Annotated in this window: 12 protein-coding genes; 8 read left to right on the forward strand and 4 right to left on the reverse strand. The window is 56.6% G+C overall.

Annotated features, from left to right (window positions below):
* Window positions 1-153 precede the first annotated feature (153 nt).
* Window positions 154-2,754 carry a bifunctional aconitate hydratase 2/2-methylisocitrate dehydratase gene (acnB, locus tag RGW60_RS02490; RefSeq protein WP_322206830.1) on the reverse strand — a complete coding sequence of 867 codons (2,601 nt, stop codon included), beginning with the start codon at window positions 2,752-2,754 and terminating at the stop codon, window positions 154-156.
* Window positions 2,755-3,155: 401 nt separating this feature from the next.
* Between acnB and RGW60_RS02495 the strand changes: the two genes are divergently transcribed.
* Window positions 3,156-3,626 (forward strand): DUF1289 domain-containing protein, encoded by a 471-nt coding sequence (locus RGW60_RS02495; protein ID WP_322201832.1) that lies wholly within the window; start codon window positions 3,156-3,158, stop codon window positions 3,624-3,626.
* 108 nt (window positions 3,627-3,734) lie between these two features.
* Here the strand turns inward: RGW60_RS02495 and RGW60_RS02500 are convergent, their stop codons facing one another.
* Window positions 3,735-4,586, reverse strand: coding sequence for a universal stress protein (locus RGW60_RS02500; RefSeq protein ID WP_322201834.1), 852 nt, complete (start codon window positions 4,584-4,586; stop codon window positions 3,735-3,737).
* Window positions 4,587-4,809: 223 nt separating this feature from the next.
* Between RGW60_RS02500 and RGW60_RS02505 the strand changes: the two genes are divergently transcribed.
* The 5 genes from RGW60_RS02505 to RGW60_RS02525 all read left to right on the forward strand — a co-directional run bounded on the left by RGW60_RS02505 (window position 4,810) and on the right by RGW60_RS02525 (window position 10,409).
* On the forward strand, window positions 4,810-5,421 hold the full coding sequence (locus tag RGW60_RS02505) for a tRNA-(ms[2]io[6]A)-hydroxylase (RefSeq protein WP_322206831.1): 612 nt from the start codon (window positions 4,810-4,812) through the stop codon (window positions 5,419-5,421).
* Between the two features lie 135 nt (window positions 5,422-5,556).
* Window positions 5,557-6,045: a MarR family transcriptional regulator gene (locus tag RGW60_RS02510; protein ID WP_322201836.1), complete on the forward strand. Its 489-nt coding sequence runs from the start codon at window positions 5,557-5,559 to the stop codon at window positions 6,043-6,045.
* Window positions 6,042-7,538 carry an efflux transporter outer membrane subunit gene (locus RGW60_RS02515; RefSeq protein ID WP_322201838.1) on the forward strand — a complete coding sequence of 499 codons (1,497 nt, stop codon included), beginning with the start codon at window positions 6,042-6,044 and terminating at the stop codon, window positions 7,536-7,538. The genes RGW60_RS02510 and RGW60_RS02515 overlap by 4 nt, the downstream gene beginning before the upstream one ends.
* 15 nt (window positions 7,539-7,553) lie before the next feature.
* The gene (locus RGW60_RS02520) at window positions 7,554-8,813 is read left to right on the forward strand and encodes an efflux RND transporter periplasmic adaptor subunit (RefSeq protein WP_322201840.1); all 1,260 of its coding nucleotides are present in this window, start codon (window positions 7,554-7,556) and stop codon (window positions 8,811-8,813) included.
* Between the two features lie 63 nt (window positions 8,814-8,876).
* Window positions 8,877-10,409, forward strand: coding sequence for a DHA2 family efflux MFS transporter permease subunit (locus tag RGW60_RS02525; protein ID WP_322201842.1), 1,533 nt, complete (start codon window positions 8,877-8,879; stop codon window positions 10,407-10,409).
* Window positions 10,410-10,503: 94 nt separating this feature from the next.
* Here RGW60_RS02525 and lpxH read toward each other — a convergent pair whose 3' ends face one another.
* On the reverse strand, window positions 10,504-11,247 hold the full coding sequence (gene lpxH, locus RGW60_RS02530) for a UDP-2,3-diacylglucosamine diphosphatase (RefSeq protein WP_322201844.1): 744 nt from the start codon (window positions 11,245-11,247) through the stop codon (window positions 10,504-10,506).
* Window positions 11,244-11,744 carry a peptidylprolyl isomerase gene (locus RGW60_RS02535; RefSeq protein WP_322201846.1) on the reverse strand — a complete coding sequence of 167 codons (501 nt, stop codon included), beginning with the start codon at window positions 11,742-11,744 and terminating at the stop codon, window positions 11,244-11,246. Before RGW60_RS02535 ends, lpxH begins: the two co-directional genes overlap by 4 nt.
* Before the next feature lie 129 nt (window positions 11,745-11,873).
* Here RGW60_RS02535 and RGW60_RS02540 point away from each other — a divergent pair, with 129 nt between their 5' ends.
* Both RGW60_RS02540 and cysS read left to right on the forward strand, forming a co-directional pair.
* The gene (locus tag RGW60_RS02540) at window positions 11,874-13,565 is read left to right on the forward strand and encodes a glutamine--tRNA ligase/YqeY domain fusion protein (RefSeq protein WP_322201848.1); all 1,692 of its coding nucleotides are present in this window, start codon (window positions 11,874-11,876) and stop codon (window positions 13,563-13,565) included.
* Between the two features lie 72 nt (window positions 13,566-13,637).
* A complete protein-coding gene (cysS, locus tag RGW60_RS02545) occupies window positions 13,638-15,020 on the forward strand; it encodes a cysteine--tRNA ligase (RefSeq protein ID WP_322201850.1) in 1,383 nt (460 codons plus the stop codon).
* Window positions 15,021-15,135 lie beyond the last annotated feature (115 nt).

Below are 15,135 nucleotides of genomic sequence, written 5' to 3' on the forward strand. Positions count from 1 at the left end.
TGGAGCCAACTTGTTGGCAAGGCAAGCCACGCAGTACATTTTGAGCATTGTGTAGCTGCTTATATCGCCAACAAGTTGGCCCAGATAAATTAAATATCCAGGCCATAAAAAACCCCATCGCGTGGGATGGGGTTTTTTCAACGCTGTGTTTCTTTACGCTTGAATAACCGGGATGTTGGCATTGGCTGCCGACTCACGGAATTCTGCGATTTGATCGAAGCTCAGGTAGCGGTAAACGTCCGCTGCCATGGTGTCGATTTCTTTCGCGTAGGCCATGTACTCTTCGACGGTCGGCAGGCGACCGAGGATCGATGCTACGGACGCCAACTCGGCCGAGGCCAGGTAAACGTTCGCGCCATCGCCAAGGCGGTTCGGGAAGTTACGGGTTGAGGTCGAGACCACGGTGGAGTTTGGTTCAACGCGAGCCTGGTTACCCATGCACAGCGAGCAGCCCGGCATTTCCATGCGCGCGCCAGCTTTGCCGTAGATGCCGTAGTAACCTTCTTCGGTCAACTGGTGAGCGTCCATTTTGGTCGGCGGCGACAGCCACAGACGGGTTGGAAGCTGACCTTTAACCTTGTCCAGCAATTTGCCGGCAGCGCGGAAGTGACCAATGTTGGTCATGCACGAGCCGATGAACACTTCGTCGATCTTCTCGCCAGCAACGCTGGAAAGCAGACGGGCGTCGTCCGGGTCGTTTGGCGCGCAGAGCACAGGCTCTTTGATTTCGTCGAGGTTGATTTCGATGGTTTCGGCGTATTCGGCGTCAGCATCGGCAACCATCAACTCAGGGTTGGCAACCCAGGCTTCCATCGCTTGAGCGCGACGTTCCAGAGTCCGTGCATCGCCGTAGCCTTCGCCGATCATCCAGCGCAGCAGGGTGATGTTGGAGTTCAGGTACTCGGTGATCGACTCTTTGGACAGCTTGATGGTGCAACCGGCAGCAGAGCGTTCGGCCGAGGCGTCGGACAGCTCGAAAGCCTGTTCGATGCTCAGGTTGTCGAGGCCTTCGATTTCCAGGATGCGACCGGAGAACGCGTTCTTCTTGCCTTTCTTCTCTACGGTCAACAGGCCAGCCTGGATCGCGTAGTAAGGAATGGCATGAACCAAGTCGCGCAGAGTAACGCCCGGCTGCATTTTGCCTTTGAAGCGAACCAGGATCGATTCCGGCATGTCCAGTGGCATAACACCCGTGGCAGCAGCAAACGCGACCAGACCGGAACCTGCTGGGAACGAAATGCCCATTGGGAAGCGGGTGTGGGAGTCACCACCGGTACCGACAGTGTCCGGCAGCAGCATGCGGTTCAGCCAGCTGTGGATGATGCCATCGCCCGGACGCAGGGAAACGCCGCCGCGGGTCATGATGAAATCAGGCAGCGTGTGGTGAGTCTGCACGTCGATCGGCTTTGGATACGCCGCGGTGTGGCAGAACGACTGCATGACCAGGTCGGTAGAGAAACCCAGGCAAGCCAAGTCTTTCAGCTCGTCGCGGGTCATCGGCCCCGTGGTGTCCTGGGAGCCGACGGTGGTCATTTTCGGTTCGCAGTACGTGCCTGGACGGATGCCGGGAACGCCGCACGCCTTGCCGACCATTTTCTGCGCCAAGGTGAAACCCTTGGTGCTGGCAATCGGTGGCTCAGGCAGCTTGAACAGAGTTGAAGGAGGCAGACCCAGTTCGGTACGGGCTTTCTCGGTCAAACCACGGCCGATGATCAGCGGAATACGGCCGCCAGCGCGAACTTCGTCCAACAGCACTGGGGTCTTCATTTCGAAGGTGGCCAGGACTTCTTCGCTGTCGTGCTTGGTGACTTTACCGGCGTATGGGTAAACGTCGATCACGTCGCCCATGTTCATGTGCGTCACATCGAATTCGATCGGCAATGCGCCGGCGTCTTCCATGGTGTTGTAGAAAATGGGAGCAATTTTGTTGCCGAAGCAGAAACCGCCAGCGCGCTTGTTCGGCACGTTTGGGACGTCGTCGCCGAAGAACCACAACACGGAGTTGGTGGCTGACTTACGCGACGAACCGGTACCGACCACATCACCGACGTAGGCAATAGGGAAGCCTTCGCCGCGCATGCGCTCGATTTGCTTCATCGGGCCGATGGCGCCTTGTTGATCCGGCTCAATACCGTCACGGGCCATTTTCAGCATGGCGAGTGCGTGCAGCGGGATGTCCGGGCGGGACCAGGCATCAGGCGCTGGGGACAGGTCATCAGTGTTGGTTTCGCCGGTGACCTTGAACACGCGCAGGCTGATTTTATCGGCCAGGGTAGGGCGATTCTGGAACCATTCGCCGTCAGCCCATGATTTCAGGACTTCCTGGGCGTGAACGTTGCCGTTCTTGGCTTTCTCAGCCACGTCGTGGAACGCGTCGAACATCAGCAGGGTGTGCTTGAGTGCTTTGGCAGACTCGGGCGCCAACACGGCATCGTCCAGCAGGTCAACCAAGGTGACGATGTTGTAGCCACCTTGCATGGTGCCCAACAGTTTAACGGCGTGTTTTTTGTCAATCAGCGGGGAGGTGACTTCGCCTTTCGCCAGAGCGGACAGGAAGCCGGCCTTGACGTAAGCGGCTTCATCAACGCCTGGTGGAACGCGATTGGTGATCAGGTCGAGAAGAAAGGCTTCTTCGCCAGCCGGAGGGGTCTTCAGCAGCTCGATCAAGCCTGCGGTTTGTTCGGCGTTAAGCGGCTGGGGCACGATGCCCAGAGCGGCGCGCTCTTCGATGTGTTTACGGTAGGCTTCAAGCACAGTTATTACCCTCATCAGTGGTCCCAAATGGGTGTCCGGGACGCTCATCCAGAAATAACTCGCACCCTGCATAACGAAGCTTTTGAGCCCCTTGGTCAGAGAAACGGTTATTCCTTACAGAAGCTGTTTTCAAAGTTTGACGCCTGCAGGACGGCTGATGAGTGTCGACTCAGGGGATTTTACGAGGAATTCCTGGGTCGACACCGGACTGCGGGGTTACTTAACTGTGCTCGTGACGCTTTGAAAACAGCTTCTAACGGACATTGGCGCCTTAAAAGGCTCGCTGATTCTACGGCAAAAATTGCCTAAAAGTAAGTTAACCCCACCACGTTCAGGGGTGACCCTCGTTAGACAAAGGGCTAACATGCTGGCCTGTTTCGCCTGTCGTAGCCTTGTTTCCTATGTCCAATCAAACCATCAAAACCCCTTGCGTCGGCCTCTGTTCCACTGTTTATGGGGATCTGGTGTGCCGTGGCTGTAAGCGCTTTCACCATGAAGTGATCAATTGGAATGGTTACAACGAAGACGAAAAACGCGCGGTCTGGTTGCGTCTGGAACAACTGCTGGTGCAGGTCATGGCAGGCAAGCTTCAGGTTTTCGACGCTGCCAAGCTGCGCCTGCAATTGGAACAGCGAAAAATCCGCTTCGTGCCAAATCAGTCGGTGTATTGCTGGGCGTACCAGTTAATTGCTCGCGGAGCGCGGGTGATTACCCAGCTTGATGCGTATGGTGTGGTTCTGATGCCAGAGTTTCGCGACTGGAGCCTTCCAGATCTGCGGGATGCCATTGATCGCGAGTTTTTCCTGTTGTCTGAAGCCCATTACGAACGTTACATCGCGCCGGGGTTTTTGAAGGATACGTTTGGCGGTTAAGCGGTGGTGCGGCTTTCCCGAATAAATTCGGTCCCACAGAATGAACTGCGCATTACCCGGCGGGAGCGAACTTGTTCGCGAAGGCGCCATCGCAGGCACCGCATCAAATCAGCCGTTGACGGCCAATTCTTCCAAATGCGCAATAACCTCTTCGGTTTTCAGCACCAGCACATCACTTTCCAGCGAATCCAGAATCACTTCAGCGGTGTTGCCGATCAATGCGCCTGAAATCCCGGTACGTCCCACGGTGCCAATGATGGTGACTGCGGCATTAAGGGTGTGCGCCGTGTGCGGAATGAGCACGTCGGCTGGACCTTCTGCAATGTGCAAATGGCTGTCGTCAACGTCGAACTCGGTCTGAAACGCCAAGCATTGCTCTTGGTAACGCGCTTCGATGTGCAGGGCTGGATCTACCGCCGTGAGTAAGGGCGAGGGGTGAGCCGCAATGACGTGCAACTGCCCCTTGGTCATTGCAGCAATTTCAAAGCCGTAATCCACGATGCTGAAGTGCAGCGCCCGGTGTTCATCGTCAGTGTTACCCACATCCACCGCTGCTAAAATGACGCCGCCGGTCCACGAGGTCGCGGTCTTGACCATCAACACTGCGCTGGGACACTTGCGCAGCAGTTTCCAATCGTCGGGTGTCAGCAAGGCTTTTTTCAGGGGGTTGTCCGCAAAGTGCTGCTTGATCACCAAGCCGCAGTTTTCTGCTTGTTGCACATCAATGATGGTTTGATGCGTGCTGTCATTCCAAGCTTGCTGGGCAGTGGCGTTGAAGTCAGCTCTGAGCAAGTCTTCCTTCAGCTCTTCGAGCAGCAGCGAGTGATCGTGTTTTTTGTCGCAGATCAGCAGGTGCAGGTGCGCTTGGGTCACGCACGCGATCAGCTTGGCTCGGGTGAGGGCCAGGCTCTGGGCGTCATGAGGTTCGATTATCACAAGAATGCTGCGAACGGCTTGCATGGGAGAGAGCCTCGGCCGATGGCGGTAGTCACAACTATAGTTGCAGTCTGCTCACTCGGTCGTTGATTCAGATCAGGACAAATCCGCTACCTGGCGCTGTTTCATTCCCACGGCCCTCGTATAATGCTGCGCCTTGCCCACCCTGGCCGACTGTGAACCTATGCAACTGAATCCAGCAATCGACGCTCCGCTTTCTGCCGCCAAGGTCCAACGGGCTTGCGTGATGCCTGAAATCCATGAGTTCCTTGGCTGCAAAACCCCTGACGCGTGGGTTGAAGCCGCGCTGGCTGATCAACCGACGATGCTACTCGATCACAAAAATTGTGAATTCAAAGCCGCCAGCACCGCCATGAGCATGATCGCTAAATACGGTGCATACACCGACATGGTCCTGATGATGTCGCGGCTGGCACGGGAAGAGTTGGTGCACCATGAGCAAGTCGTGCGCTTGATGAAAAAGCGCAAGGTCGATTGGCGCCCGCTGTCCGCTAGCCGTTACGCGTCGGGCCTTCGATCTGCCGTGCGCAGCCATGAGCCAGTCAAGCTCAGCGATACGTTAGTGGTGGGCGCGTTCATCGAAGCGCGCAGTTGCGAACGCTTTGAGAAGCTGGTGCCACATCTGGATGAAGAACTGGGCGCCTTTTATCACGGCTTGCTCAACAGCGAAGCGCGGCATTATCAGGGTTACCTGAAGTTGGCCTACCAGTATGGCGATGCCGCCGATGTAGCACAGACCATCGAAAGGGTCCGGGTGCTGGAAGCCAGCCTGATCGACAGCCCTGATGTCGAGTTCCGGTTTCACAGTGGTGTCCCGCAAAACCTGGCCCAGCGCTAAAAAGCCGCGCCGCTGAACGCCGTTCAGCGGTCTCTTCGAAATAAAAGCAAAGCTTCCTATTTAATGCTTGGCCATTCGCTGCTTAAGCAGTAATATCTTGCCATATTCCTGTCTAGGCAGCTTTTTGGTGACTCGATGAAACACTTCACTCCCGAGAATTTTCACGCCGGTCTCATGGGCTTGCTGATAGGCCGCGTTGACGGCCTGAAGAATCGCATCCTCGACACCCATCTGGTGCCTTACGGCGTGACCTCTTCGCAATTCAAAGTGCTGATTATTGTGGGCCAGTATCAGAGTGATACACCGGTTGAACTTTGCCGACATCTGTCCCTCGACAGCGGTTCGATGACACGGATGATTGATCGTCTGGTGCAGAAGGGCTTGCTGGTCCGCGATCGATCGGAAACCGACCGTCGTCAGGTCAAGCTCGCGCTGACCGAAGAAGGCCAGAAATTGTCGGAGCGGCTGCCGCAGATTGGTGCCGAGGCAATGAATGACTTGTTCGGGGCACTCGACAGCGCCGAAGTAAAAAGTCTGGAGCAGATTCTGACAAAGGTGCTAGTGGCCGCTGACGATCAAATTACCATTGCCCGCCTCGGCTTTAACAAGGCGGGTAAGCAATGAACATCTTAGTCGTCCTAAGAGCCCCGTCTAAGCCGGCATTGTTGTTGCTGGGCCTCGCTATGAGCTTGTCCGGTTGTGCCAGCTATCACGGCCTGGAAACGAAGGGGACGAGCCTGGATGCGCAAAGCTTGCAGGCTACCCAGAGTTTTAAGGGCGTAAAACTGTCGCCAGCGGCCTGGCCAAAAACTGATTGGTGGAAAAGCCTCGGCGATCCTCAGCTCGACAGCTTGGTCACTGAAGCCTTGCGTGACAGCCCAGACATGCAGGTTGCCAGTGCCCGAGCGCATCAGGCCAGTGCTGCCGCGTATGCGGCCGACGCCCAACGAACCCCAACCCTGGATGCCGAAGGCGGTGTCACCCGTTCCCGTTTGGCTTCTGACCAGAGTCCGACGGGTAAAGGCGGTACTTACTCCACGGTACGTAACTTGGGTTTGAATTTTAACTACAACTTCGATTTGTGGGGCGGGCAACGGGCCACGTGGGAAGCGGCGTTGGGTCAGGCGCGTGCGGCTGAAATCGATCAACAGTCCGCCCGACTGACGCTCGCCGCCGATGTGGCGCGAGCCTACAGCAACCTCGGCCAGGCCCACGTGGTTTACGACTTGGCGAACGATGACTTAAAGCGCACCCGGCAAATGCTTGACTTGGGCAACCGCCGCCTCGCATCGGGCATTGACAGTCGCTTCCAGTTTCAGCAGACCCAAAGCCTGGAAGCAGGCTCCGAAGCCCAACTAATCGATTCCGAAAAGCGCCTGCGCAGCGCAAAAATAAGTTTGGCAGTATTACTGGGCAAGGGCCCGGACCGTGGCGATGAGATCGCCCGGCCGAACGTTCTTAAGCCCAGTGCCGTGGCGTTGCCTTCATCGTTGCCCGCAGAGTTATTGGGACGTCGTCCTGATCTGGTCGCGGCGCGCTGGCGGGTAGAGGCAGCGAGCAAGAATATTGTGGCCGGGAAAACCAATTTTTATCCCAACTTGAACCTGGGTGCTGCAGTAGGTACCGAGTCGCTGCTGGGGGATGCGATGTTTGGCTCGGCCAGTCGCTTCTTCAATATCGCCCCGGCGGTTTCCCTGCCGATTTTTGACGGTGGGCGCTTGCGTGCTGATCTCGATGCCCGCGATGCCGATTACGACCTCGCGGTGGCGCAGTACAACAAAAGCCTGGTTCAAGCCTTAGGCGATGTCAGTGACACCTTGTCCCAAATGCGCTCCATCAGTCGCCAAATCGAGGCGCAACAGCGCGCCAGCGAGATTGCCACTGCCTCCTATGATACGGCGACCCAACGCTTTGGCTCGGGTATTGGCAACTATGTCGACGTTTTAACCATTGAACAGCAATTGCTCCAGTCCCAACGCCAATTAGCCGACCTCACCGCTGAGCGAATCGACCTCTCGATTCAGTTGATGCAGGCCTTGGGTGGCGGATTTCAAAGCAGTTCTGCTGACCAGAACGCCGGACCGGGTACCCCTTCAACCGATTCGCAGACTGAATAACTCAAGGTAATCGTCATGGCTACTGCCGCTACCGAAAATGCTTCGACAAGCGACCCGAAAGATCAGAATGATCAGAAAGGTCAAACGCTGCAAAAAGATCAGACTCCTCCAAAGGACGCCAATCCCGGCAAACGAAAGTTCTGGCTGTTGCTGGTACTGGTGCTGGTCGTGGTGGGCGCGCTGGGTATTTGGTTCTGGTATGAAAAATACGGGCGCTGGAATCAAAGTACCGATGATGCCTACGTAAACGGCAACGTGGTTGTGATCACGCCATTGGTGACCGGTACCGTGGTGAGTATTGGCGCCGATGACGGTGACTTGGTCCGTGAGGGGCAGGTGTTGATGCAGTTCGACCCAAGCGATGCTGAGGTCGGGTTGCAAAGTGCTGAGGCAAACCTGGGCAAGACCGTGCGCCAAGTGCGCGGTTTGTACAGCAATGTCGACGGTATGAAAGCGCAGTTGGCCGCACAGCGGGCTGAAGTGCAGAAAGCTCAGGACAACTACAGTCGGCGTAAAAATCTCGCGGCGGGTGGGGCGATTTCTCTGGAAGAGCTCTCCCATGCACGGGACGATCTGACCACTGCACAAAATAGCTTGAACAATGTTCAGCAACAGCTGGCAACCAGCTCGGCCTTGGTCGATGACACCGTCGTTTCGTCGCACCCCGACGTCAAAGCTGCCGCCGCGCAGTTGCGCCAAGCTTACCTGGCCGACGCCCGCAGTACCTTGGTCGCGCCTGTCACCGGTTACGTGGCCAAGCGCACGGTGCAACTGGGTCAGCGGGTTCAGCCAGGTACTGCATTGATGGCGGTGATTCCGCTCAACGAAGTATGGATCGACGCCAACTTCAAGGAAACGCAGCTCGGCATGATGCGCATCGGTCAGCAAGTGGACATTGAAGCGGATCTGTACGGTGGCGACGTGAAGTATACCGGCACGGTTGATAGCATTGGCGCCGGCACGGGCAGTGCGTTTGCCTTGCTTCCTGCGCAGAACGCCACCGGTAACTGGATCAAGATTGTGCAGCGGGTCCCGGTGCGCGTTCACGTTAACCCGGATCAGTTGACCGAGCACCCATTACGTATTGGTTTGTCCACCGTGGTCGATGTCAATCTGCACGACCAAAGTGGTCCGGTATTGGCCCAACAGCCGCCGAAGAAACCGGTGTTCAGCACCAACATTTACGATAAACAATTGGCCGACGCCGACGCGATGATTACTCGGTTGATTCACGAAAACAGTGCCGCCACCAGCAGCAAAACTGCTCAGCGCTGATACGCCAATCCGTCAGCTCCGGTACCTGTGCCGGAGCGCCGCTGAAGATTTAAAGGATTCGCGATGAGCTCGAACGCCCCGGCCTCTTTTACACCGCCCAGTTTGTTGATGTGCACCATCGGCCTGTCGTTGGCGACTTTCATGCAGGTGCTCGACACCACGATTGCCAACGTCGCTTTGCCGACCATCGCCGGTAACCTGGGCGTGAGCTCGGAGCAAGGCACTTGGGTCATTACCTCGTTTGCGGTGAGTAACGCGATTGCGTTGCCGTTGACCGGCTGGCTTAGCCGTAGGGTCGGCGAAGTGAAGCTGTTTATATGGGCTACGATTTTGTTCGTGATGGCCTCGTTCTTATGCGGTATTTCAACATCGATGCCTGAATTGGTGGGTTTTCGGGTGTTGCAAGGGGTGGTCGCCGGGCCGTTGTACCCGATGACGCAGACGCTGTTGATCGCGGTTTACCCTCCGGCGAAAAGGGGGATGGCACTGGCACTGCTGGCGATGGTCACGGTGGTGGCGCCGATTGCCGGTCCGATTTTGGGCGGCTGGATTACTGACAGCTACAGCTGGCCGTGGATCTTCTTCATCAACGTGCCGATTGGTATCTTCGCGGCCTTGGTGGTGCGCTCGCAGATGAGCACTCGGCCGGTGGTCACCAGTCGTCAGCCGATGGATTACGTGGGGTTGATCACGTTGATTATCGGAGTTGGTGCGCTACAAATCGTGCTCGACAAGGGTAATGACCTGGATTGGTTCTCGTCCCATTTCATCATGATCGGGGCGGTGATCTCAGTAATCAGCCTGGCCATCTTTGTTATTTGGGAATTGACCGACAAACATCCTATCGTCAATTTACGTCTGTTCGCTCACCGCAACTTTCGCATTGGCACCATTACCCTGGTAGGCGGCTATTCGGCGTTCTTCGGTATCAATCTATTGCTACCGCAGTGGCTGCAAACGCAGATGGGCTATACCGCGACCTACGCGGGTTTCGCGGTGGCGCCGCTGGGTGTACTGCCGGTGTTGATGTCACCCTTTGTCGGCAAGTACGCGCATAAATTCGACATGCGACTGTTAGCGGGCATCGCCTTTTTCGCGATTGGGCTCAGTTGCTTTATGCGCGCTGACTTCACCAGCCAGGTGGATTTTTATGACATCGCCATGGTGCAGTTGTTCATGGGCGCGGGCGTTGCGCTGTTCTTCATGCCGACCTTGACCATCCTGCTGTCTGATCTGCCGCCCCACCAGATTGCCGACGGCTCCGGGCTTGCGACCTTCCTGCGTAACTTGGGCGGTAGTTTTGCGGCATCGTTGACGACGTGGATCTGGATCCGCCGGGCTGACCAGCACCATGCGTATCTGAGCGAGAGCATCAGCACCTATGAGCCCGCAACTCGCGACGCGATCGCCACATTGGGCGGCGCAAGCAGCAAGGCTTATGCGCAACTGGAAGGGATAGTCAATGCCCAGGCGTACATGATGTCGACCGTGGACTACTTCTACATGCTGGGTTGGTGCTTCTTTGCGTTGATCATCTTGGTGTGGATGGCCAAACCACCGTTCACCGCCAAGGCAGGGCCTCCGGCGGGGCATTAATGTAGAGCCGTAGCGCAAATACCGGTAGGGGCCAATTGGTTGGCGAGAGGCCTGAGGGGATGTCTCAATAAATCGCCTCCCCAACAAGTTGGCTCTACAGAGGAATTGGGTGATCCGGCACAAAATCAAACGCCGCTAACTGAAAACCCTGTTCATCCACCTGCAATGCCCAGCCCTGACGATCCCAATCCCCTAACACAATGCGCGTGGCCGGTTCATCACCGACGTGCAGTTTGTGGATGGCGGGGCGGTGGGTATGGCCGTGGATGAGCGTGTGTACGCCGTATTGCGCCATGATGCGTGGCACTTCTTCCGGTGTAACGTCGACGATGTCATTAGCTTTCATTCGGGTTTGTGTCTGGCTCTCACTGCGCAGTTTGCGCGCGAGCTTATGGCGGGTGCTGAGCGGCAAGTGACGGAGTACAAACAGCGTCAGTGGGTTGCGCAAGTAACGGCGCATGCGCATGTACGCTTCGTCTCGGGTACACAGGCTGTCACCGTGCATTAACAGCACCGGTTCGCCGTTGAACTGCACCACGCTGGGATCGCTCAATAACGTGCATCCCGCTGCTTTGCAGAAGGCGCGCCCGAGCATGAAGTCGCGATTACCGTGCATCAGGAAAATGTTAGTGCCGCTGTCGCTGAGTTGGCGCAGGGCTTGGCAAATCGACACCTGAAAAGGCGACATCGCGTCGTCGCCGATCCACGCTTCGAAGAAGTCGCCGAGGATGTACAGCGCGTCGGCTGCCTTCGCTCGCCCTTCAAGCAGATCAACAAGCGCCCGGGTAATGTCCGGGCGTTGTTCTTCCAGGTGCAAATCAGAAATCAGCAAGATCACTCAACGATCTCGGCGTTAGTGATGATCACGTCTTCAGTCGGTACGTCTTGATGACCGGCTTTCATCGTGGTGGCGACGCCTTTGATCTTGTCCACCACGTCGGTTCCTTCGACCACATGACCAAACACGGTGTATCCCCAACCTTGAGCGGTCGGCGCCGTGTGGTTTAGGAATTGGTTATCACCCACGTTAATAAAAAACTGTGAGGAGGCCGAATGCGGCTCCATGGTACGTGCCATGGCGACCGTGTACTTGTCGTTCGAAAGACCGTTGCTGGCTTCGTTCTTGATGGTGGCGCGGGTTTTTTTTTGCGCCATGCCGGGCTCAAAACCACCGCCCTGGATCATGAAATTGCTGATGACCCGATGGAAAACGGTATTGCTGTAATAGCCTTCTTTAACGTACTGCACAAAGTTGGCAACAGTTTCTGGCGCCTTTTCGGCGTTCAGTTCCAAGACGATGTCGCCGTGGTTGGTGCTCAATTTGACTTTGGACATTGAAAAATCGCTCGTTTTGAATTTTTGGAAGAGGCGCGCTGGTCGCAACACCTTGACAGCTTCGGCTATGATAAGCGCTTTGATTTAGTCGGCCTACCCAGGTCGCGCACTTGTACGCCCAAGGATCCTATGAGCAAGCCCACTGACTCCGCTGCGACTTCCAAGGCAGGCCCCGCCGTTCCGACCAATTTTCTGCGCCCTATCGTGCAGGCGGACTTGGATTCGGGCAAGCACACCAAGATCGTGACGCGCTTTCCGCCTGAGCCTAACGGCTATTTGCATATCGGCCACGCCAAAGCGATTTGTGTGAACTTTGGTCTGGCCCAAGAGTTTGGCGGTGAAACGCACCTGCGCTTCGATGACACCAATCCGGCCAAGGAAGATCAGGAGTACATCGACGCTATCGAAAGTGACGTTAAGTGGCTGGGTTTTCAATGGTCCGGCGCCGTGCGCTATGCCTCACAGTATTTCGACCAATTGCACGATTGGGCCGTCGAGCTGATCAAGTCTGGCAAAGCCTACGTCGATGACCTGACCCCCGAGCAAGCGCGCGAATACCGTGGCACCTTGACCGAACCGGGCAAGAACAGCCCCTTCCGTGAGCGCAGTATTGAGGAAAACCTGGACCTGTTCGCCCGCATGAAGGCCGGCGAGTTCATTGACGGCGCTCGTGTGCTGCGGGCCAAGATCGACATGGCCTCGCCGAACATGAACCTGCGCGACCCGATCCTGTATCGCATTCGTCACGCACATCACCACCAGACCGGCGACAAGTGGTGCATTTACCCGATCTACGACTTCACCCACGGGCAGTCGGACGCCATCGAAGGCATCACCCACTCGATCTGCACCCTGGAATTCGAAAGCCATCGCCCACTCTACGACTGGTTCCTCGACAATCTTCCGGTGCCGAGTAAGCCGCGTCAGTATGAGTTCTCGCGCCTGAACCTGAACTACACCATCACCAGCAAGCGCAAGCTCAGGCAGTTGGTCGATGAGAAGCACGTGTTCGGTTGGGATGACCCGCGGATGTCGACTTTGTCGGGGTTTCGTCGTCGCGGTTACACCCCCGCGTCGATTCGCAACTTCTGCGAAATGATCGGCACCAACCGTTCCGACGGCGTGGTGGATTTCGGCATGCTGGAATTCAGTATCCGTGACGACCTCGATCACAGTGCACCACGTGCCATGTGCGTGCTGCGTCCGCTGAAAGTCGTGATCACCAATTATCCGGAAGGTCAGGTCGAGAATCTTCAATTGGCCCGTCACCCTAAAGAAGACATGGGCGTGCGTGAACTGCCGTTTGCCCGTGAAATTTACATCGACCGTGATGACTTCATGGAAGAGCCACCAAAAGGCTACAAACGCCTGGAACCAAATGGCGAAGTGCGTCTGCGTGGCAGCTACGTGATCCGCGCCGACGAAGCGATCAAAGACGCTGACGGCAACATTGTCGAACTGCGTTGCTCTTATGACCCGCAAACACTGGGCAAAAACCCTGAAGGGCGCAAGGTCAAAGGCGTTGTGCATTGGGTGCCTGCAGCCGCCAGCGTTGAATGTGAAGTGCGTTTGTACGATCGCCTGTTCCGTTCGCCAAATCCGGAAAAAGCCGAAGACAGCGCCAGCTTCCTGGACAACATCAACCCTGATTCCCTGCAAGTCCTGACGGGTTGTCGTGCTGAACCGTCATTGGCTCAAGCGCAGCCGGAAGACCGTTTCCAGTTTGAACGCGAAGGTTATTTCTGCGCGGACATCAAAGACTCGAAACCTGGCCAACCGGTCTTCAACCGTACGGTAACTCTACGAGATTCGTGGAGTTAAGCCACGGCACTTGTGGTGGGGGCAGGCTTGCCAGCCCCCACAGGTATCAGCAAACCGGGTTAGGGATTTATCGTGCTTTCGATTTACAACACGCTCAGCAAGAGCAAAGAAGTTTTCACCCCGCTGGACGGCAACAAGGTGCGGATGTACGTATGCGGCATGACCGTTTACGACTTCTGCCACATTGGGCACGGTCGTAGCATGGTGGCGTTCGACTTGGTCACTCGCTGGCTGCGGTTTAGCGGCTATGACCTGACGTATGTACGCAACGTCACGGACATAGACGACAAGATCATCAACCGTGCACGGGACAACGGCGAGTCGTTCGAGGCCCTTACCGCACGCATGATTGCAGCGATGCACGAGGATGAGGCGCGGCTGAACATCTTGCCGCCTGATCTGGAGCCGCGTGCCACCAATCATATCCCCGGCATGCACGCCATGATTCAGACCCTGATCGACAAGGGCTACGCCTATGCGCCGGGTAACGGCGACGTGTATTACCGCGTCGGCAAATTCGTCGGTTACGGCAAGCTATCACGCAAGAAGATCGAAGACCTGCGCATTGGCGCGCGGATCGAAGTGGATGAGTCGAAAGAAGATCCGCTGGACTTCGTTCTCTGGAAAGGCGTCAAACCAGGCGAGCCAAGTTGGGAGTCGCCGTGGGGCGCCGGGCGTCCGGGCTGGCATATTGAGTGCTCGGTGATGTCGACCTGCTGCCTGGGCGAGACCTTCGATATTCATGGTGGCGGCAACGACCTTGAGTTTCCGCATCACGAAAACGAAATCGCCCAGAGCGAGGCTGCTACGGATAAGCCGTACGCCAATACCTGGATGCACTGCGGCATGATTCGCATCAACGGCGAGAAGATGTCCAAGTCGTTGAACAACTTCTTCACCATTCGCGACGTGCTGGAGAAGTATCAGCCGGAAGTGGTGCGCTACCTGTTGGTGTCCAGCCATTACCGCAGCTCGATCAACTACTCCGAAGACAGCCTGAAAGAGTCCAAAGGTGCACTGGAACGGTTTTATCACGCGCTCAAAGGTTTGCCTGCGATGGCTCCGGCCGGCGGTGAAGCGTTTGTTGAACGCTTCTCTGCTGCCATGAATGACGACTTTGGAACTCCAGAAGCCTGCGCGGTGCTGTTCGAGATGGTGCGCGAGATCAACCGCCTGCGTGACACCGATATAAACGCCGCAGCTGGTTTAGCAGCACGTTTGAAAGAGTTGGCCAGTGTGTTGGGTGTCTTGCAGCTTGAGGCCGATGATTTTTTGCGTGCCGGTGCTGAAGGCCGTGTGGACGCGGCCGAAGTTGAAGCGCTGATTCAGGCCCGACTGGCAGCTCGCGCTGGCAAAGACTGGGCTGCCTCCGATCGCATCCGCGACCAACTCACCGCCATGGGCGTGATGCTGGAAGACGGAAAGGGCGGGACGACCTGGCGTTTGGCTGACTGATGCAGTGCGCACAAGCTGCGCACGGCATTACCTGTGAGATCGAAATCATTTACGCCCTGATGCTGTCCATCAGGGCGGCGCAGTGTGCGCAGATAATTCGTTCTCACTGAGGGGA

Source organism: Pseudomonas sp. AB6 (genome assembly GCF_034314105.1).
Lineage (GTDB): Bacteria > Pseudomonadota > Gammaproteobacteria > Pseudomonadales > Pseudomonadaceae > Aquipseudomonas.

What these genes read in the sequence shown, in the direction of transcription:
- RGW60_RS02495 (WP_322201832.1), top strand. Translation starts at nt 3,156, where the DNA reads ATGTCCAATCAAACCATCAAAACCCCTTGCGTCGGCCTCTGTTCCACT.
- RGW60_RS02500 (WP_322201834.1), bottom strand. Translation starts at nt 4,586, where the DNA reads ATGCAAGCCGTTCGCAGCATTCTTGTGATAATCGAACCTCATGACGCC.
- RGW60_RS02505 (WP_322206831.1), top strand. Translation starts at nt 4,810, where the DNA reads ATGCCTGAAATCCATGAGTTCCTTGGCTGCAAAACCCCTGACGCGTGG.
- RGW60_RS02510 (WP_322201836.1), top strand. Translation starts at nt 5,557, where the DNA reads ATGAAACACTTCACTCCCGAGAATTTTCACGCCGGTCTCATGGGCTTG.
- RGW60_RS02515 (WP_322201838.1), top strand. Translation starts at nt 6,042, where the DNA reads ATGAACATCTTAGTCGTCCTAAGAGCCCCGTCTAAGCCGGCATTGTTG.
- RGW60_RS02520 (WP_322201840.1), top strand. Translation starts at nt 7,554, where the DNA reads ATGGCTACTGCCGCTACCGAAAATGCTTCGACAAGCGACCCGAAAGAT.
- RGW60_RS02525 (WP_322201842.1), top strand. Translation starts at nt 8,877, where the DNA reads ATGAGCTCGAACGCCCCGGCCTCTTTTACACCGCCCAGTTTGTTGATG.
- RGW60_RS02535 (WP_322201846.1), bottom strand. Translation starts at nt 11,744, where the DNA reads ATGTCCAAAGTCAAATTGAGCACCAACCACGGCGACATCGTCTTGGAA.
- RGW60_RS02540 (WP_322201848.1), top strand. Translation starts at nt 11,874, where the DNA reads ATGAGCAAGCCCACTGACTCCGCTGCGACTTCCAAGGCAGGCCCCGCC.